We start from the raw sequence: 20124 nt of genomic DNA on the forward strand, positions 1-20124 counted from the left end.
TAATTGCGCTACCGATCTCCAATGCTCTGCATTTGGTTTGCATTGGAGAGAGGAATTGCGAGTTGCCCCGGGAATCGAGTTGACGGACGAACAACATAGCGAGCTGGCCAGACTGGCGCGTTCCAAGCGCACCAGCGTCAGGCTGGCGCAGCGTGCGCATATTGTGCTGCTGGCTGCGCAGGGTCTTCAGAACAAGGAGATCGCCAAACAACTTGGCATCGGCCGCGTGCAAGTTGCGCGCTGGCGCGAGCGCTACCTGGAGTCTGGACTGCAAGGCATCGAACGCGACCTGCCGCGCGGCGCGCCGGCGGTGAAGGTGGACGTGGCCCGGTTGGTGGAATTGACCACGCAGAGCGCGCCCGCAGCAGCCACGCACTGGAGCACGCGCAAGATGGCTGCGGTTCTGGAGGTCAGCCCCAGCACCGTGATGCGCCACTGGCAGGCCAACGGCCTGAAGCCACACATCGTCCGCGGCTTCAAGGTCTCGCGCGACCCGAAGTTCGCCGAGAAACTCGAAGACATCGTCGGTCTGTACATGTCCCCGCCCGAGCACGCGCTGGTGCTGTGTTGCGACGAGAAGAGCCAGGTGCAGGCGCTGGATCGCACCCAGCCCGGACTGCCGCTGAAAAAGGGGCGCGCACAGACGATGACGCACGACTACGACCGAAGTGAGTCCCTTTGGGACAAGCGCAACGGCACGACCACGCTGTTCGCCGCACTCAATGTGCTGGACGGGCAAGTCATCGGCCAGTGCCAGCAGCGCCACACGCACGCACAGTGGCTGAAGTTCCTGAAGAAGATCGACCGCGAGACGCCCAAGGACAAGACGCTGCACCTGATCGCTGACAACTACGACCGAAGGAAGTCCCCGTGGGACGCCACCCACAAGCACCCGGTGGTGCAGGAATGGCTGGCCAAGAACCCGCGCTTCAATATGCATTTCACGCCGACTTCAGCGTCGTGGCTGAACATGGTGAAGGGTTTGTAGCGCTGCTCGGCCATCCCCTGCGCTCCGCGACCGTTAGCGCTTCCGGCGCCGCGAGCCGAACGTGGGGTGGCCGTCGAGCGGTGCCAATAACTCGTCGTCGGGATCCTCCGGCTCCTCACTCCGCCCTGCGTGGTTGGGCAGGTATTCCAGCTCGTCCTGGTCAGTGCAATGGAGCAAGGTCAGGGTCTGGTCGTACTCGGGCAGGAAGATGCTGGACTCTTCCAGTTCCACATCGCGCCAACCGTCGAACCACACATCTCCTGCACTCGTCAGGGTGCCGTCGCCTTCGCGCGTGGATCGCAGGGTGTGCGCAGCCGAGCCAGGCGGCAACAGTGTGCCGGTCGGGATGTAGCCGTTGACGGCGCGCAGGGCGGAAGAACGGATGGCGTGGCGGACGTGTCCGTTTTCGCCGAGCACATAGGCGCAGGGTAATCGATTCGTAGCCACCAGTCGCGAGGCCACCGCTTCCCGCGACGCAAAGCAGTCACTGGCCAGCTGATGCACGGTCGCGAACGTCAAGGGCAAACTCGCGGCCCTGGCCAGGAATAACCGGTATGGCAAGAGCACTTCAGCGGCGAATACGTCGCAGCAAATTTCCGCCGGCGGTCGCCGCGCATAACTCCATTCGGGGGCGTGCCCATGTTGCGAGGGCAGGCCTAGCACCACATGCGCGATCTCGTGACATTGCGTGAACCGCCGGCGCGCGGCGCGATCTTGTGCGTTCAATGTGATGATCGGGCCCTTCGGCGTGGTCATCGTGTAGCCGGCTTCGTCCGGTTCGAGATCCTCAAGCAGCACCTTGGCACCGACCCGGGCGACGTACAGGCCCAAATCCACGGGTAGCGTGGAGACACCGATCTCCTGCACAAACTTCCGCGCCCGTAGCTCGGCCTCGAACTCGTCCATTACTCCTCCATAGCGCGCTTGGCTCGTTTGGCCCGATTCAGCCATTCCGCAGGCGTGGGCCGGCCCGAACTGCGATGCACGACCGACACGGCGATCGCCATAATGTCCGGTGTCACTTCCGCATCCCCAAAAGCCTCCATCGCCAAGGCGGGTTCGACGGCGTTGTTTGCGCGCAGGAACTTGAGGAGGGCCAGCTCGTGGGGGCTGGGTTTGAGATGCCGGCTCAGGCGAAGAAAAGTCTCTTCGGGAGGCGGTTCTTTATCGCCACGCTCAATTTTTGAGATGTAGGCGTGATCGACTTCAGCCAGCGCGGCCAGATCCCGCAATGAAAGTTCGCGTCGCTCGCGCAAGGTGCGCAGCACGGCACCAAATGCCGACTCAGCCACGACGGGGCTTGACGCTGAATTTTGGTAGGCGTACTGTTGTCTGAACTAGACCACAGTCGCAAAGGAATGGGCTTAAAATGGCTTCTATTGGGCTCATACAGTTTTGGTGGTGTGGTGTCTGGTTCAGGCTACGCAGTATTGCACAGGCTTCATTGACTGACAACGACGATGAGGATACTCAGATGAGCGCTGATTCCATTGATTTTTTCATCCATGTGGGCCACCAGCCGCCGCGGCTGGTCGAGGCCCGGGACGACGATCTGCTCGAGGCGGTACTGTGGCGAGAGGGGGTCGCGCTCGACGCGGACGTCCACATGATCGTCGGCGCCGACGACGAGGAGGAAGGCGTCGACGCCGAGCCGCTCGCACCCGGGCTGACGGTGGGTGGCGCGGGACTGAAGCGCCACGGACACTTGCACTGCCAGCGTTGCCGCCGCATCCAGGTCAGCGTGAACTACCAGAGCCGGACCGAGCAGGAGACGTTCTCGCCCACCGCGCCTATCCGACGGGTCCGGCGCTGGGCGCAGAAGATCTTCGGCCTGACCGGGCCGGCCGCCGGCGACTTCGTGCTGCAGCTGTGCGGCTCCGACGTCGACGCCGGACTGCAGCAGCGCCTGGCCGAGTTCGTCCGCGACCACACCTGCTCGGCCTGCTTCGACTTCAGTAAAGAAGTCACGCCGCAGGGGTAGGGCCATGGAACCGGCGCAGCAGATTTTGATGTCGCACCTGCAAGCCCCGGAGTTCACCTCCGGGGCCGCGGAAGGGTGGTGGGGGCACGTGGTCGATAAACGCGTCGTATGGCCGCAGGTGCTGCTATGGATTGCCGCCCCCGAGCAACCCAATGCCCCGGACCGCTTCTACGTCCGGCTGGATTTCGCGGGTTACCCCAACCAGCCGCCGACCGGGAACGTCGTAGATCCGGATACCTGGGAGCCGACGCCTCTGACGAAACGACCCAAGGGCCAAGCCAATAGCCGCTTCGCGAAAGTGATGCGGGTGGACTGGGAAGGGGGCCGAGCGTTCTACCACCCGTTCGATCGACACGCCACCTCCAGCCATACGGACTGGGCGACGAACAACCCGCGCAAGCGATGGACGCCCGCGCACACCGTGACGCACTGGCTGGCCGAATTCCACGCCTTGTTCCAATCCGAGGAGTACGTCGGTGTCTGATCAACCGCAATTGACGATCTCGCGCTGGATCTGGCGCCGCCTGATCGGTGAGCTGCACCGCCGCGGCCAGGAGCGCCGCGAAAGCGGTGCCTTCCTGCTGGGCGTCCGCCAAGGTCCGCGGGCTAGCGTGCGCGATTTCTGTTGCTACGACGAACTGGATCCCAGCGCGCTCGACGATGGCTACGTGACGTTGCACTCGCGGGGCCTGAAGGCGTTGTGGGCGCAATGCCGCGCACGACAGCTGGACGTGGTGGCTGACGTGCATACCCATCCGGGACCGGACACCCGCCAGAGCACGCTGGACCGGCGCCACCCGATGGTTCCCGTCGACGGTCACATTGCGCTGATTGTTCCGAATTTCGCCCACACCACTCGCTGGCGTCTTGATGGCGTCGGCGTCCATGAGTACCTGGAAAACGGGTGGCGCAGTCACGTAACGCCGCAGGACCTGTTGCGCCTGAGTTGGTGGCCCTGATGGACGTGGATTCGTTCTCGCGGATCGACAAGTTGCTCATCGATACCCAGCAGGTCTCGGTGGAAGACGCCCAGCAACGTCGCACGGCGTGCCGGGTCGACCTGGTTTGCGGACCCGAGGTGGCGCACTCGCGCACGTTGCAGGCAGCCGCAGCGACGGTGTTGCGCATGGCAGCCCGCTGCTATCCCGGCGCCGTGACCTTGCTGGCGTCTCCTGAGGTACGCCAGGCACTGCAGGCCGCGGCGAGTCCGGCCGGGTTGCCGGCTTCAGCGCTGGCGACGACCTCGGCGCGCTACATGATCGCCCTGGGCACGACGACGTGCGGGCCGCAGGCCCTGCAGGTCAGTTTCGACGGCTGGACCGCTCAGGTTGCGCCCGGCAGGGACAGCCGCTTAGCCGAACACGAGGGCAACCCGCTCGCGGGCGTCTTGGCCGGCGCGCTGGCTGTCTCGGAGACCTTTCTGCATTTCGCCGGCGTCGCCGCCGAGGCCACGCATCGGGGCGTGACGCTGTCGTTGTGGCAGCCGGGCAAGCGACACGCGGACCCGGGGCCCGCTTTGGCGTACTTGCCGTCGCGCGCCTGGCTCGTGGGGCTGGGTCATCTTGGCCAAGCTTATGCGTGGGGCTATGCGTGGCTGCCCTTGGCTCCGGGGCCCGCGCCGGAGCTGTGGCTGGCCGACGACGACAAGCTGGTCGATGCCAATCTGGAGACGGGCGTGCTCAGCGAGCGCAATCGTCTGGGCGACTACAAGACCCGCATCGTGTCGGCATGGCTGGAGGCTCGCGGGATCCAGACGCGGATCATCGAGCGCCGGTTGGGGACCGGTGTCCGGTTGGAGCCGGAAGAGCCGCAGCTAATCCTAAGTGGCGTCGATCGCAACCGGGCACGGCACATCCTGGCGGAGGCCGGGGGTCGCCTGGTGGACGCTGGGCTGGGCGCCACTGCCAGCAATTTCGATACGATCGCCGTGCGCGCTTTCCCCAATCCGCGGTCTGCAGCCGACCTATGGCCTTTGGACGTCGCCGCCAGCCCGGCGGCGGAGCGGCTGGCCGAGGACAACCCGGCATACGCCGCCTTGTCTGCCGATCGATGCGGCCGTGTCCGTCTGGCCGAACGCGCCGTCGGCGTGCCCTTCGTGGGGGCCGTGGCCGCCACTTTCGCTTGGGCACAGGCGCTGCGTGATTTGCATGGGGGCGAGCACGTCACCGACCTCAAGCTCAAGTTGGCTTCACCGGGCGACCTCGAGGCCTACGGCCGTCCCGGTATCGCCAATGACCTGATTAACGTGCCCTACCTGCCAGCGGCCCGAGCCGAACCCCATTCGGGCGCCTGAGCGAGCCTCGCACAAGGCGCCAGGCTCTCCACGCCGCAGCCGGCCGCCGTGTCAGACCGTGTGCGAGAAAGTCACCGGGACCCCTTTTAAACGAAATTAAATGGTGTCAATATCCCAGTAAGCGAAATCGAACCCGGGAGTTGCCATGACGCCATTGTCCAAGGATTCCATCCCCGCGCTGCTGGTGCACGACCTCCCACGGGAACTGGTGATGGGTGTCGAGGACGCCTTCAACATGGGTGCCCTGCGCGCCTACGACTCATCGCGCATGATGGCTGACGGCCACTTGGCGCACGTGCTTGGACAACAGCGCCACTTCGAAATGAACGAGGCCTTCCACAAAGCGCTCCAGGCCGCGGACGCGCGGCCGAGCCCGATCCGCGGCAATGACATCATTACTGGCCGCGCAGGCATCTTCACCGTGGGCCGCTTCAACATCCCAACGGGCTTTTGGATCAACGGTCGGCGCAGCCATACCCGCCGACAGATGTCGCTGGTCAACAAGGCGCTGGTGCCGCTGCTGCAGCCCTCCTTGTTCGAGCAGTACTCGCGGCCGTCGAACGCCGTGGTGTTCTTCGTCGCCTGTTTCTCGGGGTCGGTGCGCGTGCACCCGCACGGGCCGGTGTCGATCAACATCGCGGTGCCCGACGATGAGATGCGCGGGTGGTTGTTCCGCGAGCCGCTGTCGGTCTTCCTGCAGCGCTACGAGCCGATCGTGAGCGAGTCGCAGCTCGATCTGGCCAAGCCAAAGCTCAAGAAGGGCAGGGACTCGGCGAGCGACGGCGGGCAGGCATGAGCCGGGGGGGAGTCCAGGGCTTCCAGGCCGAGCGCCTGAGCCAGGCGCTGGCGGCGCGTCGTCTGAGCCAACTGCAGCTGGCCGGGTTGGTTGGCGTGTCGCCGGCGACGGTCAGCAAGTGGCGCGCCGGTAACCAAGCGCCCGAGCGTGACGCGCTCGAACGTCTGGCGAGCGTGGTGAACGTGACCCCCGAGTGGTTTACGCGTGCGCCGTCGTCGAAGGTGTTGCTGCCGTTTTTCCGCAGCAATGCCTCTGCGCATGTGGCAGCGCGGGCCATGCTCGAGGCGCGCATGGAGTGGGCGCAGGACGTGGCGCTGGCGTTGTCAGAGTTCGTCGACTATCCGGCGGTGAACCTGCCGGTGCGCACGTTCGTCGACCCCGACCAGATCACCTCCGACGAAATCGAAGTTGCCGCGGCCGAATGCCGCGAGCTGTGGCGTCTGGGGCGCACGGCTGTCCAGGATCTGGCCTTGGCTATCGAGGGTGCCGGCGTCGTACTGATCCGGGAAGAGACCGGCATTTCCCAGATCGAAGGCCTGTCGGCCTGGAGCGAGGCCTTGGGTCGCCCACTAGTCTTGCTGTCGTCTGACAAGGACAACGGCTATCGCAGTCGCTTTGATCTGGCCCATGAGCTGGGCCATCTGATTTTGCACCGACACATCGCCCGCCCGACCGAACGTGAGCGCTACAAGCAGTTGGAGGTGCAGGCACACCGGTTCGCAGGCGCCTTCTTGCTACCGGCGGAAACCTTCAGCAGCGAAGTACGCACGCCGGTGACGCTGGACGATCTGCTGCTGCTCAAGTGGCGTTGGGGCGTGTCCGTGGCCGCCATGGTGATGCGTCTGCGCACGTTGAAGATTCTGGACGAGGACGCCGCCCAGTTGTTGTTCAAGCGGCGCTCGGCGCGGTGGGGAGCCAAGGCCGAACCGGGCGACGGAGATCGTGCGCCGGAGCAACCGCGCCTGCTGCATCGAACGATCGAGTTACTGGTTGATGAGAACGTGATGCCGCGCGAGGCGATTCCGCGCCATATCGGCTTGGCGGCGCACGACATCGAAAAGCTCGCGGGACTGCCGGAAGGCTACTTCCACAAGACGGGAACCGTGGTGCAGTTCGCGCGCCTGCGGCCCGCGAGCTCGGACGTGGTGGTCCCGTCAGCTGGCAATACCGTCGTACCCTTCCCGTCGACCTTCAAGCGATGATCGCCATGGAATCTCTCCTGCATCGGACGAACGACCCCGCGGCTGCGCTGACCTGTCCGCCCATCGTACCGTCGCGCGAAATGGCGGCCTACGAGGCCCTATGGACGCGGAAGAAAACCTCCTTCAAGACTCTCGCGGAGTGCTTTCGCAGCAACCCGCAATCGACACCCTCGGAGTTGGTGAGCGACGAAGAGATCAACACTCATTTGTCGTTGGTCATGGAAAAGATCAGCCAAGCCAACATCAGCGACTTTGGGATCCGCGTCCACGGTTCGACCGATTACCCCGAACGCTTGCGAGATGCGGCGCATCCGGTGGAGCTGCTCTACTACCGCGGCTGGTGGGATCTGGTCGACGCACCCAAGCGCATTGCGATCGTGGGTTCCCGAAATGTGTCCGAAGACGGCGTACGCCGGACCCGCAAGCTGACGGGGCTGCTGGTGAAGGCTGGCTACACCATCGTTTCCGGCTTGGCCAAAGGCGTGGACACTGTGGCACACACCACAGCGATGGCCTATGGCGGCAGCACTATCGCGGTTATCGGCACGCCGATTACCCAATCGTATCCACCCGAGAACCGTCAGCTGCAGGAGAAGATCGCCGAGCACCACCTCCTGATCAGCCAGGTACCGATCTGTCGCTACGCCGATCAGGACTACCGCAGCAACCGGCTGTTCTTCCCGGAGCGCAACGCCACAATGTCGGCGATCGCGCAGGCAACGGTCATTGTCGAAGCCAGCGATACCTCTGGCACGTTAGCGCAAGCGCGCGCGGCCTTGCATCAGGGCCGCAAGCTTTTCATTTTGGACAGCTGTTTTCTCAACCCGGATCTGAGTTGGCCGCGGCAATTTGAAGAACAAGGCGCAATTTGCGTCACCAGCGTCGACGACATTCAGGCAGCCCTTGAATAGGCGCGTTCTCGAAGTCGATGCCCTGGCTCTTCCCGATCATCACTACCTGGATGCGGGAGACACGTGCTACTACGCTGGCGAGTACACGGCGGGCGAGAACCACGCGTACAGCGACACCAATCAGCTGATCCTAAACCTCAAGAAGTCCGTCGACCGGCGCGGGCGTCCCGAGTGGCGATACAAGGAGCAGGCCATCACGCAAGCGGCGGCGATGTTTCGCGCCGCGTTGAATGAACGTGCCCAGCTGATCCTGGTTCCGGTGCCGCCCTCGAAGGCGCTCACGGATCCGGCGTACGACGATCGCATGCTGCGTTTGCTGCAGCAGGTCAGTGTGAATCGACCCTACGATGTACGTGAGCTCGTCATTCAGACTTACTCCACGCCCGCCGCGCACTTGGCCGATCGACGGCCAACGCCCAACGAGCTCGTGGCGATCTACCGCTTGAATGAAACCTTGGCATTGCCCGAGCCCCAGACGATCTTTATCGTCGATGACGTGTTGACGACCGGCTGCCACTACAAAGCGGTCAAGCAACTCCTGGCCCGCCGATTCCCGAATGCAGCCATCTACGGCCTGTTCGTGGCCCGCCGCGTGCCCAAGTCGGTCGCCGATGCATTCGAAGCCCTCGAGTAACCTGAGACTGCCATGTTGCTCGTCCTGACGTCCCCCGATGCCCTGCTGAACGGCGGCGTGCCCGATCCCGTGCTGGTAAAGGTGTTGGCAGATGCCAAGGCGGCGGCCCATCCGGTGGGGCTGATCTCCAACCACGCGGAACCTGCTTGGTTTGCTGCGTCGTTCGGCGGTACTGGGGTACAGTTTCTGCACACACCGGGTCGCCAGTCCGGCACGATCATCTCGACCAATGCCACGAAGTTCGGGCTCAACCCCTTCGATGCGCTAGTGGTGGCGGTCAAGGACGTCGATGTTCAGATGGGCAAAAACGGCGGGGCGATCCTTGTAGCCGCCGGCTGGTCGACGAGTATGCAGGTTCAGGCGCTGGGCATCCGGATCGCGAATCCGCAGGAACTGGCTGACGTCATTGCCCTCACCAGTGGCTGGGCAGGCCAGTGGTGGTACACGGGCACCACACCGCAATACAGCGTGCGCGCCTTGTCGGACCTGTCGGGATTCGGCAAGGCGGTCACCCAGGCGGACTTTGCCAAGCGGCTGACCACCACCGTCAAGAACGGTGGCGCCCGGTTGAACTCATTACTCACCCTGACGGCACGCTCGTTGCTGATCGACGGTTGGGGAACGCAGGCCGATCAAGTTTGGGCGGTGTATCCGTCCTCGAGCAGCACGAACAACGACAGTGAAGTGCTGTCGGACTTCACCCATCGCCTGCGCACGACCGTGTCGCGCGTGCGCATGTGCAAGAGGGGCGAACCGTTGTTCATCCGTCACACGCCCTCGGTCAAACGGTCCCGCGGTGGGGGAGGCGATCGCACTGATCCGACGGATCAGTTGCTGACCGTCCTCTTAAATCCGTTTTACAAGACGAACGGTCGACTGAAGAACAAGCACGTCGTGGTCGTGGATGACTGCATGACCTACGGGGTGTCCTTTGGAGTGGCGGCCGCGCTGCTGCGCAAGGCTGGAGCCAAATCGGTGACCGACGTTGCTCTGGGCAAGTTCGGAAATCAATTGCGGCACTACGAGATCGACATCTTGGGCGATCCATTCAAGCGCCTTACCACGAAAGATTTTAACCTTATTAAGTCCGTACACTTCCCCGGCGGCGCGACCAATGCCGTCCCGCAGGCTGTACTTCAGGCCTTGATCCCAAAATAGACGCCGACGTACTCTCCGCGAAATCGGGGTAGAACCCCTCCGGTTGGTACTCGCGTGCGGTGAGAAACGGGCTTACTATAGGTATCGGAAAAGCCATTTCGCAATAGCCGCAGGTGGACCAAGGATGCAGGAGCATGAGTATGCGTTGCTCGGTGGAATCAACCGGGCCAAAGTAGGGAGGTATCTGAGCCTAACGGCCGCCTCCGTTTCGGCTGGAATCGTCTTTGTACTTCTCACTGCTGCAAATGTCGCCCAAAAGTTGGCTCCTCGTCGTTTCCTGTGGAGCCGGCGGGTCTGAGGGATTGAGCTCTGCGGCGGTGTTCGGCACGCTGCGCCGATGGGCAACAATCGAGTACGGCCCTTCCGTCGAGGTGCTGGTCCGGCAGCTCGAAGCGGGCGCGTTCGAGTCGCGCAGGCTGACAGCGACCATGGCGCCAAACCCGCACTACGTGGGGTGCGAAATCTTCCGATCCCGCGGTGTGTAGGATTTCCCCGACGCCATGTCGTCCTCGACTGACGTGCTGCCATCATCGCGCGCACATCGAGCACACCCCATCACCGCGCACGCGCGCGCTGCCCTTTCAACGCGTTGCGCGCCCCAGGTGCGCGACACTCGACCGACTTACGCAATCGTATTCGCGCAAGGATTGACTCTGACGTCGATCCTGCCTTTTGCTCGGCGCGTCACGCAGTGTGCGCAGGGATACGGATGGACGCAGCCGCCAACGCCGCTGGATCGGAGGGAACCGGCAGCCTGTTCCGGGCCGAGGCGGTGCGCGCGCATCAGGAGACGTGGCTGGGTGAGATCCACATCGCCACGCCGCCGCGGCGCTGGATCGTGGTGAGCGTGGCGCTGCTGTTCACCGGCGCCATTGTCGCTTACCTGTTCCTGGGCCAGTACACACGCCGTGAGACCGTGCCCGGTACGCTGGTGCCGGCAGCGGGTCTGCTCAATCTCAGCGCGTTGCAGTCGGGCTTCGTGCGGCAGACGTTCGTGCACGTCGGCCAGAGCGTGCGCGCGGGCCAACCGCTGCTGGAGATCGACGGCTCACCCGCCAGCGCCGCCCTTGGTTCGGCGGCGACGGTCGAGATTGCGCAACTGCGCGACGAGCAGCTCAAACTGCAGGGCGACCTGATCGACCAGCGCGGACTGGCGCAAAGCCAGGCTGACGCGCTGCGCAGCCATGCCACCGCGCTGGACGCGCAGCTCGCCCAGGTGAGCGGCGAAATCGCGCTGGAACGGCAATCCGTGGCCAGCATCGAGGCGTTGCTGGCCCGGATCGAGCCGCTGGGCAAGAAGGGCTATGTCTCGGCGCTGGAGATCCAGCAGCAGCAGCTCGCCGTGTTGAGCGGTCGTTCGCAACTGAAATCCCTGGTCGGCCAGCGCGCGGCGCTGCAGTCGCAGCGCAGCGATGCGCGCCAGCAGTTGGCGCAGGTGCCGCTGCAGATCGCCACCCAGCGCCATGCCACGCAGAACCAGCTGGCGCAACTGCAATCCACGCTGGCGCAGGTGGAAGCTCAGGCGCGGCAAGTCGTGCGCGCGCCGCGTGCCGGCATCGTCTCCGCGCTGGTGGTCAAGTCCGGCATGTCGGTCAGTGCGGGCGAAACCATGCTGAGCATCGAGCCCAGGCACTCGAAGCTGGTCGCCCAGTTGCTGGTGCCGAGCAGCGCCATCGGCTTCATCCACCCCCGTGAGCCGGTGCTGCTGCGCTACCAGGCGTTTCCCTACCAGCAGTTCGGGCTGCGTCACGGCACCGTGACCGAGGTCTCGCGCAGCGCGCTGGACCCCACCGAGGCGGCCGCCTTGCTGGGCGCGCCGGTCAAGGCCTCGTTCTACCGCGTGCTGGTGGCGCTGCACCGGCAGACGGTGCGTGCCTATGGCCGCTGGCGGCCGCTGCAATCCGGCATGGCCCTGACCGCCGACGTGATGCTGGACCGGCGCCCGCTGATCGACTGGATCTTCCAGCCCTTGTTGGGCATGAAGCAGCGCATCGACGCCGAGGGCAAGGCGTGACCGCACCCGTCGATCCCAGCCGCGTGGCCGGTGGCGATGGCAACGCCGCCGCGTTTGCCGGCGCACCCGAGGGCCCGGGCCGGCGCGAGATCCCGCGCACCGAGCTGCACTTCGGCTGGGGCCGCAAGCTGCCGGTGATCGTGCAGAGCGAGGCCGCCGAGTGCGGCCTGGCCTGTCTGGCCATGATCGCCTGCTACCACGGTTACGAAACCGACCTTGCCGCCCTGCGCCGGCGCTTCTCGCTGTCGCTGAAGGGCGCCACGCTGAGCCGCCTGATCGACATGGGGCAAGCGCTGGGACTGCACGGCCGCCCGGTACGCCTGGAGCTGGAGGAGCTCGACCAGCTCAAGCGCCCGTGCATCCTGCACTGGGGCCTCAACCACTTCGTGGTGCTCAAGGAAGTGCGCCGGGGCGGTGTGGTCATCCACGACCCGGCGCAGGGTGCGCGCACCGTGCCCTGGGCCGAGGCCGGCCGGCAGTTCACCGGCGTGGCGCTGGAGCTGAGCCCGCACGCCAACTTCCGCAAGGCGCGCGAGGTCGATCCGTTCAACTGGCGCGCGCTGATCGGCCGCATCCACGGCCTCAAGTCGGCGCTGTCCGAGGTGCTGGTGCTGGCCCTGCTGCTGGAGATCCTGGCGCTGCTCAGCCCGTTGTTCACGCAGGCCATCATCGACCAGGTGCTGGCCGATGGCGACCACAGCCTGCTGACCGTGCTCGGCATCGGCTTCATCCTGATGCTGCTGCTGCAGGCGGCGGTCAGCGCCCTGCGCAGTTGGACGGTGATGCGCTTTGGCACCAGCCTGCACCTGTCCTGGGCGGGCAACGTGTTCAGTCACCTGCTGCGGCTGCCCGAGGAGTACTTCGCCAAGCGGCACCTCGGCGATATCGTCTCGCGCTTCCAGGCGGTGCACGCCATCCAGCACACGCTGACCACGCGCGTGGTCGAGGTGATCCTCGATGGCCTGATGGCGACGCTGACCCTGGGCGTGATGCTGATCTACAGCCTCAAGCTCAGCGCCATCGTGCTGGGTGCCTTCCTGGTCTACGTGCTGGTGCGCGTGCTGTCCTACCGCGTGCAGTTCGAGGCCACCAGCCAGCAGGTCATTGCCTCGGCGCAGCAGCAATCGAAGTTCCTCGAGGCGGTGCGCGGCGCCACCACGATCCGCCTGCACAACCAGTCGGCGGCGCAGTCGGCGCGCTACATGAACGCCACCACCGACACGCTCAACCGCGGCCTGGTGGTGCAGAAGCTCAACCTGATCTTCGGCTCGGCCAACACGCTGATCTTCGGCCTGGAGAACACCGCCATCTACTGGGTCGGCGCCTTGATGGTGCTGGGCGGCGCCGACTTCAGCGCCGGCATGCTGATCGCCTTCACCATGTATGCCGGCATGTTCACCAGCCGCGCGTCCAGCCTGGTCAACTACGCGGTGCAGGTGAAGATGTTGCGCCTGCAAGGCCAGCGCCTGGCCGACATCGTGCTGACGCCACCCGAGCGGCATGTGGAGACGAATTACGCCGGGCCTGCACCAGCGCCTTCGATCCAGGTGCGCAATCTGGGCTTCCGCTATGCCGAGGGCGAAGCGTGGATCGTGCGCCATCTGGATCTGGACATCGCCGCGGGCGAATCGGTGGCCATCGCCGGCCCCTCCGGCATGGGCAAGACCACGCTGGCCAAGCTGCTGCTGGGCCTGCTGGAGCCGCAGGAAGGCGAGATCCGCATCGGCGGCATCGAACTCAAACGGTTGGGCAAGCGCGCCTATCGCGAGATGCTGGGCGCGGTGCTGCAGGACGACACCCTGTTCGCCGGCTCGATCGCCGACAACATCAGTTTCTTCGACGTGGAGGCGACGCCGCTGCGCATCGAGGCGGCGTCGCGGCTGGCGCACATCCACGAGGACATCGTGGCCATGCCGATGGGCTACCACAGCCTGGTCGGCGACATGGGTTCGACCCTGTCCGGCGGCCAGCGCCAGCGCGTGATCCTGGCGCGCGCGTTGTACCGGCGCCCGAAGATCCTGGTGCTGGACGAGGCCACCAGTCATCTGGACCTCGCCACCGAGCGCGCGGTGAATGCCGCGATCCAGCGCCTGCGCATCACCCGCATCGTGCTCGCGCACCGACCCGAGACCCTCGCCAGCGCGCAGCGCGTGATCGACCTTTCAACACTCAGGGAACCTGCAGGTCCACACCCCGCGGGGCTTCACGAATCGTCGCGCGACCCTGGCGTGCGGCCCAACGAGGAGAAGTGCGATGCGTGAATTGCAGAAGTCCGAATGCGATCTTGCCTGCGGCGGAACCCAGCCGATCAAATATATCAACGGCCCCGCTCCTGGCACCACCGTGACACCTCTGCCCGGCCCGATAGTCACCGGATATCCGCTGCCGCCGATCAACTTCAATACTGGCACTGGAAGCTCAGGCAATAATTCTTACAATAATGGGACCGGCAATGCGCCGGGTACAATTATTAACTGTGGCGCGACTTTGACGGGAACACATGATGTATATGACACAACATTGACCTCGAAAAACACGAATTACAACAATCCAGGGGATATCTCTTCAGGGCTTTTCGCGGAGCGTCATGGACAAGACGGGTCGTTCAATGCTGCGAACGGCAATATCATTGCTGAGTTCCCTAGCGAGCAAGATGGAATGTATGCATTGGGGTGCCTGCTAGATGGCAATTACGGCACCAACTCGATGGCCAATTTCGCAAGTGCATATCTTGGGGAAAACGCATCTGCGACGAAAATTGCAAACTACACATCAGCCGTTGAGCAATACATGACATCATTCGGTTATACAAACTTCCAGGCAGATTTTAATTCTATGAGCAACGACGAGTTCAATACGCTCATGGATGGCATAGCATTCGCCGAGGGGATGAGTAACATGCCGCCCGTTGGAAAGCAGGGCTGGACGATGCATGGCGATGGAGGGTGCTGACATGACGCATAACAAAAGCAGAGTTAATCTAGCTACAAGCGCCAAGCCCCATTCCTGGTGCAATCAGATCGCACGCGCTGCGGGCGGATTAATGATTTTGCTATCGTCTTTGTCTGCCGTGCTGTACCCCATCCCGGCGCTTGCCAGCTATGCAATGCATCAGACATACCAGTATCCGACATACCATGATTCGCGAGCTGTAAGTGTGCCAAGCTTCAAGTCCGGAGTCTGTGTGCATGGCACCATAGAGAAGGGCCATTTCAGCATAGCCAAGTTGGCGACCCATCAATACTTTTTCCTGCATCTTGACAAACCGATCAACGTGATGCCACCAGTGAGCAGAGATCCAGCATTTCTGAACCCTTATTTCCATACATACGACATAGGCCTGTTGATGTCAATGCAATACACCAAACTTGCATCCAGCATTACTCACTCGCAGAACAAGAAAATATCTCTTACAGGCGAGATCCAGATAATCATGATGGGAGGAGGCGAAAGTCAGCCACCCCTCTCAATTTTTTTGGACGTGTCAAAAATCGGTGGGGCTAACAAATGCGCATTGTGAATGATCATGAGACTCCAGTGACGGCGCCAGCGCGTGATCCTGGCGTGCGCGTTGTACCGGCGCCCGAAGATCCTGGTGCTGGACGAGGCCACCAGCCATCTGGACCTCGCCACCGAGCGCGCGGTGAATGCCATCCAGCGCCTGCGCATCACCCGCATCGTGCTCGCGCACCGGCCCGAGACCCTCGCCAGCGCGCAGCGCGTGATCGACTTATCGCAACTCAGGGAACCTGCAGGTCCACACCCCGCGGGGCTTCACCAATCGTCGCGCGACCCTGGCGTGCGGCCCAACGAGGAGAAGTGTGATGCGTGAATTGAATTGGAAGGAAAAACTACTGGTTGTGGGTGGCACTGCTTCCGGAGGCGGTCCGTTACCCACAGAGACGTTGCCGCCAACCGTAGTCACGGCACCATACTACCCAACGGGCGGTGGTGGCGGTGGCGGATTTAGTGGCCCCCCTTCGATGCCAACCACACCAACCACAAGCGGGCCGACCTCGCCGCCGAATTCATTGGTGGCATTAGGGCTTGATGCCCATGACCTCGGCGAGAAGCTTTACAATGCCATCAAGTATGGCGACTTAACTCCAAATGAAATAGCGGAGGATATATATACAGATCCTAATGCTGATATCCCTGACTTAACGTGGGGCGAATCAGTCTCTATGGCGAGTGACATTTATGCTGGTGAATTAAGTTTTGCTTGGCAGAGTGGCAGTGCTTTCGGCAGCCTGATTTACGACAACCTGCCAATTAATGTTCAACAAGATATTGGCAACTTTGAAGGTAGTGCCTTTACGACAATTGATAGCTGGCTTCAGGACATAGATAACGACTACAACAATTCAATTGAAGCACCGACGCCACCTCCATATAAAACACAACCTCTCCCTAGCCTGCCTGACCACGCTGAAAACCCATGAAGCAAGGCTGTACAATACCTGATTACCAAGCTAATCCATCCGCATTTTGCAGCTGGTACGGCGTCTGGGTGCGGGTGGTAACATAGATGAAGCATGGGATCAGGTCGCGCCGCCTGAATCGGTGGCTGAATCGGTGGCTGAAGTTGTAGCAGAACTCGGAGAGATGACTTTGCAGGTACTTGGCCTTCAACGCGTGGTACGTACCGTGCAGGGCTTGGCGGCGTCTGGTGCGCGGTGATGGTGGATCCACTACGCCAGAGTGGTCTCGCGGAAGCCCGGCACATCGCTGTGGGAAAGCCAGTGCTCCGTGATCTGCACGGCAGCCACGCAGTGCGGGGTGCTGTTCGGGTTGCCACCACCGGTGGAGTCGCCATGGTACTCTCCGCTTCGGTAGGCATCGCCCAACTGGACGATGCCTACCAGGGACTTGGCGGCATTGCGCTAGATCATGATCTGCATCAGCTTGTCCTTGATCAGCCACGTGCTATTGGCGTTGACGCTGAGATGCCGCCGATGCGAATTCAAGGCCGAGAGGCTGTTCTTGTGCAGGATCAGCGAGTCTTGACGTTTGCAGCGGTTGCATTGAAGCTGAGACCGAGCGCTCAACTGACAGTGGTCGGCATACCAGCAGCGCGGCTAAGAGACCCACCATGCCAGCGCGTGCCCACGAAGGCGCCCCGACATTTCACCTCGCTGCCGCAGCGCTCGAAGAAAGTCAAGCTCATGTCAGATTGGGGCGCTTGCAACCGACGAAACCGGTCAATTGGATCGCGCTTTTAGATATATATCGCGAGATCAGGTGGTTACGCGCTACGGCGCGCACGTATAATAGGCAGAGACAAATAGGTAACCAAGAACATATGAAAAACACTAACGGGCTATTGATCGCAGTGCTTATTGTGGTTGTGGGCATTAGCTCAGAATTAACACACGGCGCTACGCGGAAATTGCTCGAATATGGCCTTATGCTTCCAACTCTAGTATTGTTCATTATTCCTCCTAGCGGCGCTTGGCACTTTTTGAAGACCTCACGCGTCAGCAACGCATCAACGTTGCAACTAATAGTTATCAGAGGGATTAGCATCACTGCCATAGTGTTCGTTATATTAGGTATTGGATACGCAATAATTCATTAGACGCTTAAGCCATGTTTAAGCCATCTCCACGCCTTTGAGGTTATCGCGTGAATAAAGAGTTTGCAAAGTTTATTGGTTATTTATTACTATCCAGACTCTATTTACCATCAGTAGCGTCGGCCATGGAGCCAACTCGGCCGGCGGAACATAAAACTGCACTCTCTATGTACAAAGCTCCGCGCCACGACCGATCTGTAAATTCGCGGCCCGTGCACGTTTATCAACCGAATATTATGCGACAAATGGAGTATGACCTAGCAAATGATCGAATCGGCAGATTAATTAATCAAGCGCAGCAATGTTCACGAGCCAAGCCGGGTTCTCAACGCAATGCAGATGAGCGCCTATGCGAAGCAGTCCTCGCTGGTGCATACGGCACACAGGGAAACTTGGCCAGTGCCGCAAAGGCCGAGCTTAAATTGGACCCAGGCGGGATAAGCATGACCTTATTTAAGACCGGCGCCGGTACATACGGTGCGTATTACGTCAGTAATCCGAAGCTGTTATTTGGCACGAAGAATCCAAGTTTCGATGTCAGTCGACCGACAATAATTAAATGGGCTGCATCTCTCTGCCCTGGCTACAATAACGCTGTTGTTGGCAGAATAAACGGTAGGAGCGAGTGCATAGGTATTGACATAGGAAGTCCAGCATCGAGCTTAAGCAGCAATACAGCGTCAGCAACAAGGACACAAATATTCCGGACAGATGGGCTGCTTACTGACTTTGCTTCGGACATCGGACAAGCGAACAAAGTGCAATTACATAACGTAATGATTCGGCACCTGTTCCTTGTCGTAATGCCAAGGAAAGATACAGGGCGAACACAGAACCTACTAGGGCTCAATTCCATAATGCACTTCAAGAGTGTTGGCTTTACAACAAAAGGTGTGACTATCGACAACGTAATATCCGGGCTTCATTGTAGTGCTGCGCTTCAGTTCAGCACATCATCGCTTCCGGCAATTAGGGGCATAATGCTCACGGGCAGCATCAATGGAACCGCAGTGCATTTGATCGCCGACAGTGGTTTCAATGGTCCACTCCTCTTATTCAGCAGGCGACTTGTTAATGATCGACAGCCTGTGCTGGGGTACGCCCTGGTGAACAAAAAGGCCACTGGTAATCGAGCGCGTACGGCGATGTATCGCGTTTCGTTTAGCTTAATGGGCAACAACATCGGACCTACTTTAGCACCTCTTGTCGATAGGCCGTTCGCTAATTTCTCTGAATCCAGTTCAATCGATGGTTTAGTTGGTCTCCCAGTATTGGAGCGCCTTGGAATTACCTTTGACTTTGCAAATCGCAAGATTTGCACAGCTTATCAATGATCAGATCGCGTTCACAATTGGCCTCTAACTGATGAATAATTAGGCTGGTCTTTTATGATAACTTCTCGACTAGGCAATACCTGTATCGTATATGTCTGAGGTTAGCAGATAATACGTGCATGATTCTCGGTCAATCATCGCTGACAGTCAGAAGGTTGAAACTTGATTCCGACTCTTTCATATAGCACACCTTCAATCGGTGATCACCTTGGCGCCAACGATGCGACAAACCTTCGAGCGTATTGTTACTTCCCGTCCATGTTCGATTGTACTGGCACTTCCCAATCCATTGATTGAGCCACATGACTTGCATATTGGACCCAATGTTTCGTTACACAAATATTATTTGTGTTGACAAAGCTGGCGATCAGACTATTTATCACTTAAAAGTTCCGCCTTTGCCAACGTATGCTTCTCTCCCGGATCCACTGAGGGCCCAACTACGAAACGTGCAAAATAAACTGATTACGCGACCTGTTCTTGATGTCGTTTCATTTGCTGACTTTATTGATGCCCTAAAGTTGAGACGTTTTACTCACAGGCTTGCAAAGCATTTCCCAATGTCATGTCCACCAAGTAACTGGACAGAATATTCACTCAGTGAGAATCGCATAGTGAGCATGCTAGGCTCATGCTGTCCTTCCGAACCGGCCTATACGCCTCTCATATGGACACTCGAGTTGATTAATAATTCGCTGGGTTGTAGCACTTCTGGATTTAGGGATTGCTGCGTAACCGAGGCAGGCGATGCCGGTTCGCGCTATGTTTATCCTGACGCTAGTGAAATTGCGCCAGCCCTGGATGCGCTCTCTAGCTTTCTGGAAGACGGAACTACACCTTTTGTGTTTAGAGCGATCGTTGCGCATGCCTTTATTGTGGCGGTTCACCCATTTCAAGATGGCAACGGTCGAACTGCTCGTATATTCTTAAATCTATTTCTTCGCAGACACATCCGCGATTTCTATTTCCCACTTAGGGAAATTCAGTGGAGTATTACCGCATATTATTATATTGCCTCGCGAAAAGCCATTATTCTGAATGACTGGCAATTTCTTCTGAATTTCTTTTGTCGGCTATTTGATAAGAGCTTGTTAGGAAGGAACCTTATTTGACTCGATTTGCGGGAGTATCCGGGCAAATTTGCCGATATACAGCGGTGTCGGTGAAGAATTAGCGGGTCCGGAGTAAAAATATGGTGTGATAGCTCAGCAAGGGTGGATGATCCGTGCTCCCATCCC

Annotated in this window: 19 protein-coding genes and 1 pseudogene; 18 read left to right on the forward strand and 2 right to left on the reverse strand. The window is 60.6% G+C overall.

Annotation, left to right across the window (positions count from 1 at the left end; genetic code table 11):
• Positions 1–55: 55 nt before the first annotated feature.
• Positions 56–979 (forward strand): annotated as a pseudogene (locus tag Mschef_RS15910) (IS630 family transposase); the annotation flags it as partial.
• Between the two features lie 42 nt (positions 980–1021).
• On the opposite strand, the gene Mschef_RS15915 reads toward Mschef_RS15910, so the two are convergent.
• Together Mschef_RS15915 and Mschef_RS15920 are read right to left on the reverse strand one after the other, a co-directional pair.
• Complete coding sequence (locus Mschef_RS15915; protein ID WP_168708847.1) at positions 1022–1894, reverse strand: ImmA/IrrE family metallo-endopeptidase; 873 nt, start codon at positions 1892–1894, stop codon at positions 1022–1024.
• The gene (locus tag Mschef_RS15920; RefSeq protein ID WP_081130208.1) at positions 1894–2280 is read right to left on the reverse strand and encodes a helix-turn-helix domain-containing protein; all 387 of its coding nucleotides are present in this window, start codon (positions 2278–2280) and stop codon (positions 1894–1896) included. The genes Mschef_RS15915 and Mschef_RS15920 overlap by 1 nt, the downstream gene beginning before the upstream one ends.
• A gap of 182 nt (positions 2281–2462) precedes the next feature.
• Here Mschef_RS15920 and Mschef_RS15925 point away from each other — a divergent pair, with 182 nt between their 5' ends.
• From Mschef_RS15925 to Mschef_RS15990, 17 genes are all read left to right on the forward strand, one after another.
• Complete coding sequence (locus tag Mschef_RS15925; RefSeq protein ID WP_136256282.1) at positions 2463–2969, forward strand: hypothetical protein; 507 nt, start codon at positions 2463–2465, stop codon at positions 2967–2969.
• A gap of 4 nt (positions 2970–2973) precedes the next feature.
• Positions 2974–3453 (forward strand): DUF7665 family protein, encoded by a 480-nt coding sequence (locus tag Mschef_RS15930; RefSeq protein ID WP_081130210.1) that lies wholly within the window; start codon positions 2974–2976, stop codon positions 3451–3453.
• A 10-nt stretch (positions 3454–3463) separates the two neighbouring features.
• On the forward strand, positions 3464–3928 hold the full coding sequence (locus Mschef_RS15935; RefSeq protein ID WP_168708848.1) for a Mov34/MPN/PAD-1 family protein: 465 nt from the start codon (positions 3464–3466) through the stop codon (positions 3926–3928).
• Positions 3928–5262, forward strand: coding sequence for a hypothetical protein (locus tag Mschef_RS15940; protein ID WP_081130212.1), 1335 nt, complete (start codon positions 3928–3930; stop codon positions 5260–5262). Before Mschef_RS15935 ends, Mschef_RS15940 begins: the two co-directional genes overlap by 1 nt.
• Positions 5263–5407: 145 nt before the next feature.
• Positions 5408–6058 carry an alpha/beta hydrolase gene (locus Mschef_RS15945; RefSeq protein ID WP_081130213.1) on the forward strand — a complete coding sequence of 217 codons (651 nt, stop codon included), beginning with the start codon at positions 5408–5410 and terminating at the stop codon, positions 6056–6058.
• Positions 6055–7260, forward strand: a complete 1206-nt coding sequence (locus tag Mschef_RS15950; protein ID WP_081130214.1) for an XRE family transcriptional regulator — start codon at positions 6055–6057, stop codon at positions 7258–7260. Before Mschef_RS15945 ends, Mschef_RS15950 begins: the two co-directional genes overlap by 4 nt.
• Before the next feature lie 5 nt (positions 7261–7265).
• Entirely contained in the window at positions 7266–8171 is a 906-nt protein-coding gene (locus tag Mschef_RS15955; protein WP_081130409.1) for a DNA-processing protein DprA, read from the forward strand.
• Positions 8164–8805: a hypothetical protein gene (locus Mschef_RS15960; protein WP_081130215.1), complete on the forward strand. Its 642-nt coding sequence runs from the start codon at positions 8164–8166 to the stop codon at positions 8803–8805. The genes Mschef_RS15955 and Mschef_RS15960 overlap by 8 nt, the downstream gene beginning before the upstream one ends.
• Before the next feature lie 12 nt (positions 8806–8817).
• Positions 8818–9963 carry a phosphoribosyltransferase gene (locus Mschef_RS15965; RefSeq protein ID WP_081130216.1) on the forward strand — a complete coding sequence of 382 codons (1146 nt, stop codon included), beginning with the start codon at positions 8818–8820 and terminating at the stop codon, positions 9961–9963.
• Between the two features lie 709 nt (positions 9964–10672).
• Positions 10673–11977: an HlyD family secretion protein gene (locus Mschef_RS15975; RefSeq protein WP_081130218.1), complete on the forward strand. Its 1305-nt coding sequence runs from the start codon at positions 10673–10675 to the stop codon at positions 11975–11977.
• A gap of 89 nt (positions 11978–12066) precedes the next feature.
• On the forward strand, positions 12067–14238 hold the full coding sequence (locus tag Mschef_RS15980; RefSeq protein ID WP_425486746.1) for a peptidase domain-containing ABC transporter: 2172 nt from the start codon (positions 12067–12069) through the stop codon (positions 14236–14238).
• Positions 14231–14929: a hypothetical protein gene (locus tag Mschef_RS17415; RefSeq protein WP_136256283.1), complete on the forward strand. Its 699-nt coding sequence runs from the start codon at positions 14231–14233 to the stop codon at positions 14927–14929. The genes Mschef_RS15980 and Mschef_RS17415 overlap by 8 nt, the downstream gene beginning before the upstream one ends.
• Before the next feature lies 1 nt (position 14930).
• Entirely contained in the window at positions 14931–15497 is a 567-nt protein-coding gene (locus Mschef_RS17420; protein ID WP_136256284.1) for a hypothetical protein, read from the forward strand.
• 33 nt (positions 15498–15530) lie between these two features.
• Complete coding sequence (locus tag Mschef_RS15985; protein ID WP_081130219.1) at positions 15531–15809, forward strand: P-loop NTPase family protein; 279 nt, start codon at positions 15531–15533, stop codon at positions 15807–15809.
• Complete coding sequence (locus Mschef_RS17425; protein WP_136256285.1) at positions 15802–16419, forward strand: hypothetical protein; 618 nt, start codon at positions 15802–15804, stop codon at positions 16417–16419. The genes Mschef_RS15985 and Mschef_RS17425 overlap by 8 nt, the downstream gene beginning before the upstream one ends.
• Positions 16420–17602: 1183 nt before the next feature.
• Positions 17603–18886: a hypothetical protein gene (locus Mschef_RS17430; RefSeq protein ID WP_136256286.1), complete on the forward strand. Its 1284-nt coding sequence runs from the start codon at positions 17603–17605 to the stop codon at positions 18884–18886.
• A gap of 302 nt (positions 18887–19188) precedes the next feature.
• The gene (locus Mschef_RS15990; RefSeq protein ID WP_081130220.1) at positions 19189–19998 is read left to right on the forward strand and encodes a Fic family protein; all 810 of its coding nucleotides are present in this window, start codon (positions 19189–19191) and stop codon (positions 19996–19998) included.
• Positions 19999–20124 lie beyond the last annotated feature (126 nt).

The sequence above is a fragment of the Metallibacterium scheffleri genome (assembly GCF_002077135.1).
Taxonomy (GTDB): Bacteria; Pseudomonadota; Gammaproteobacteria; order Xanthomonadales; family Rhodanobacteraceae; genus Metallibacterium; species Metallibacterium scheffleri.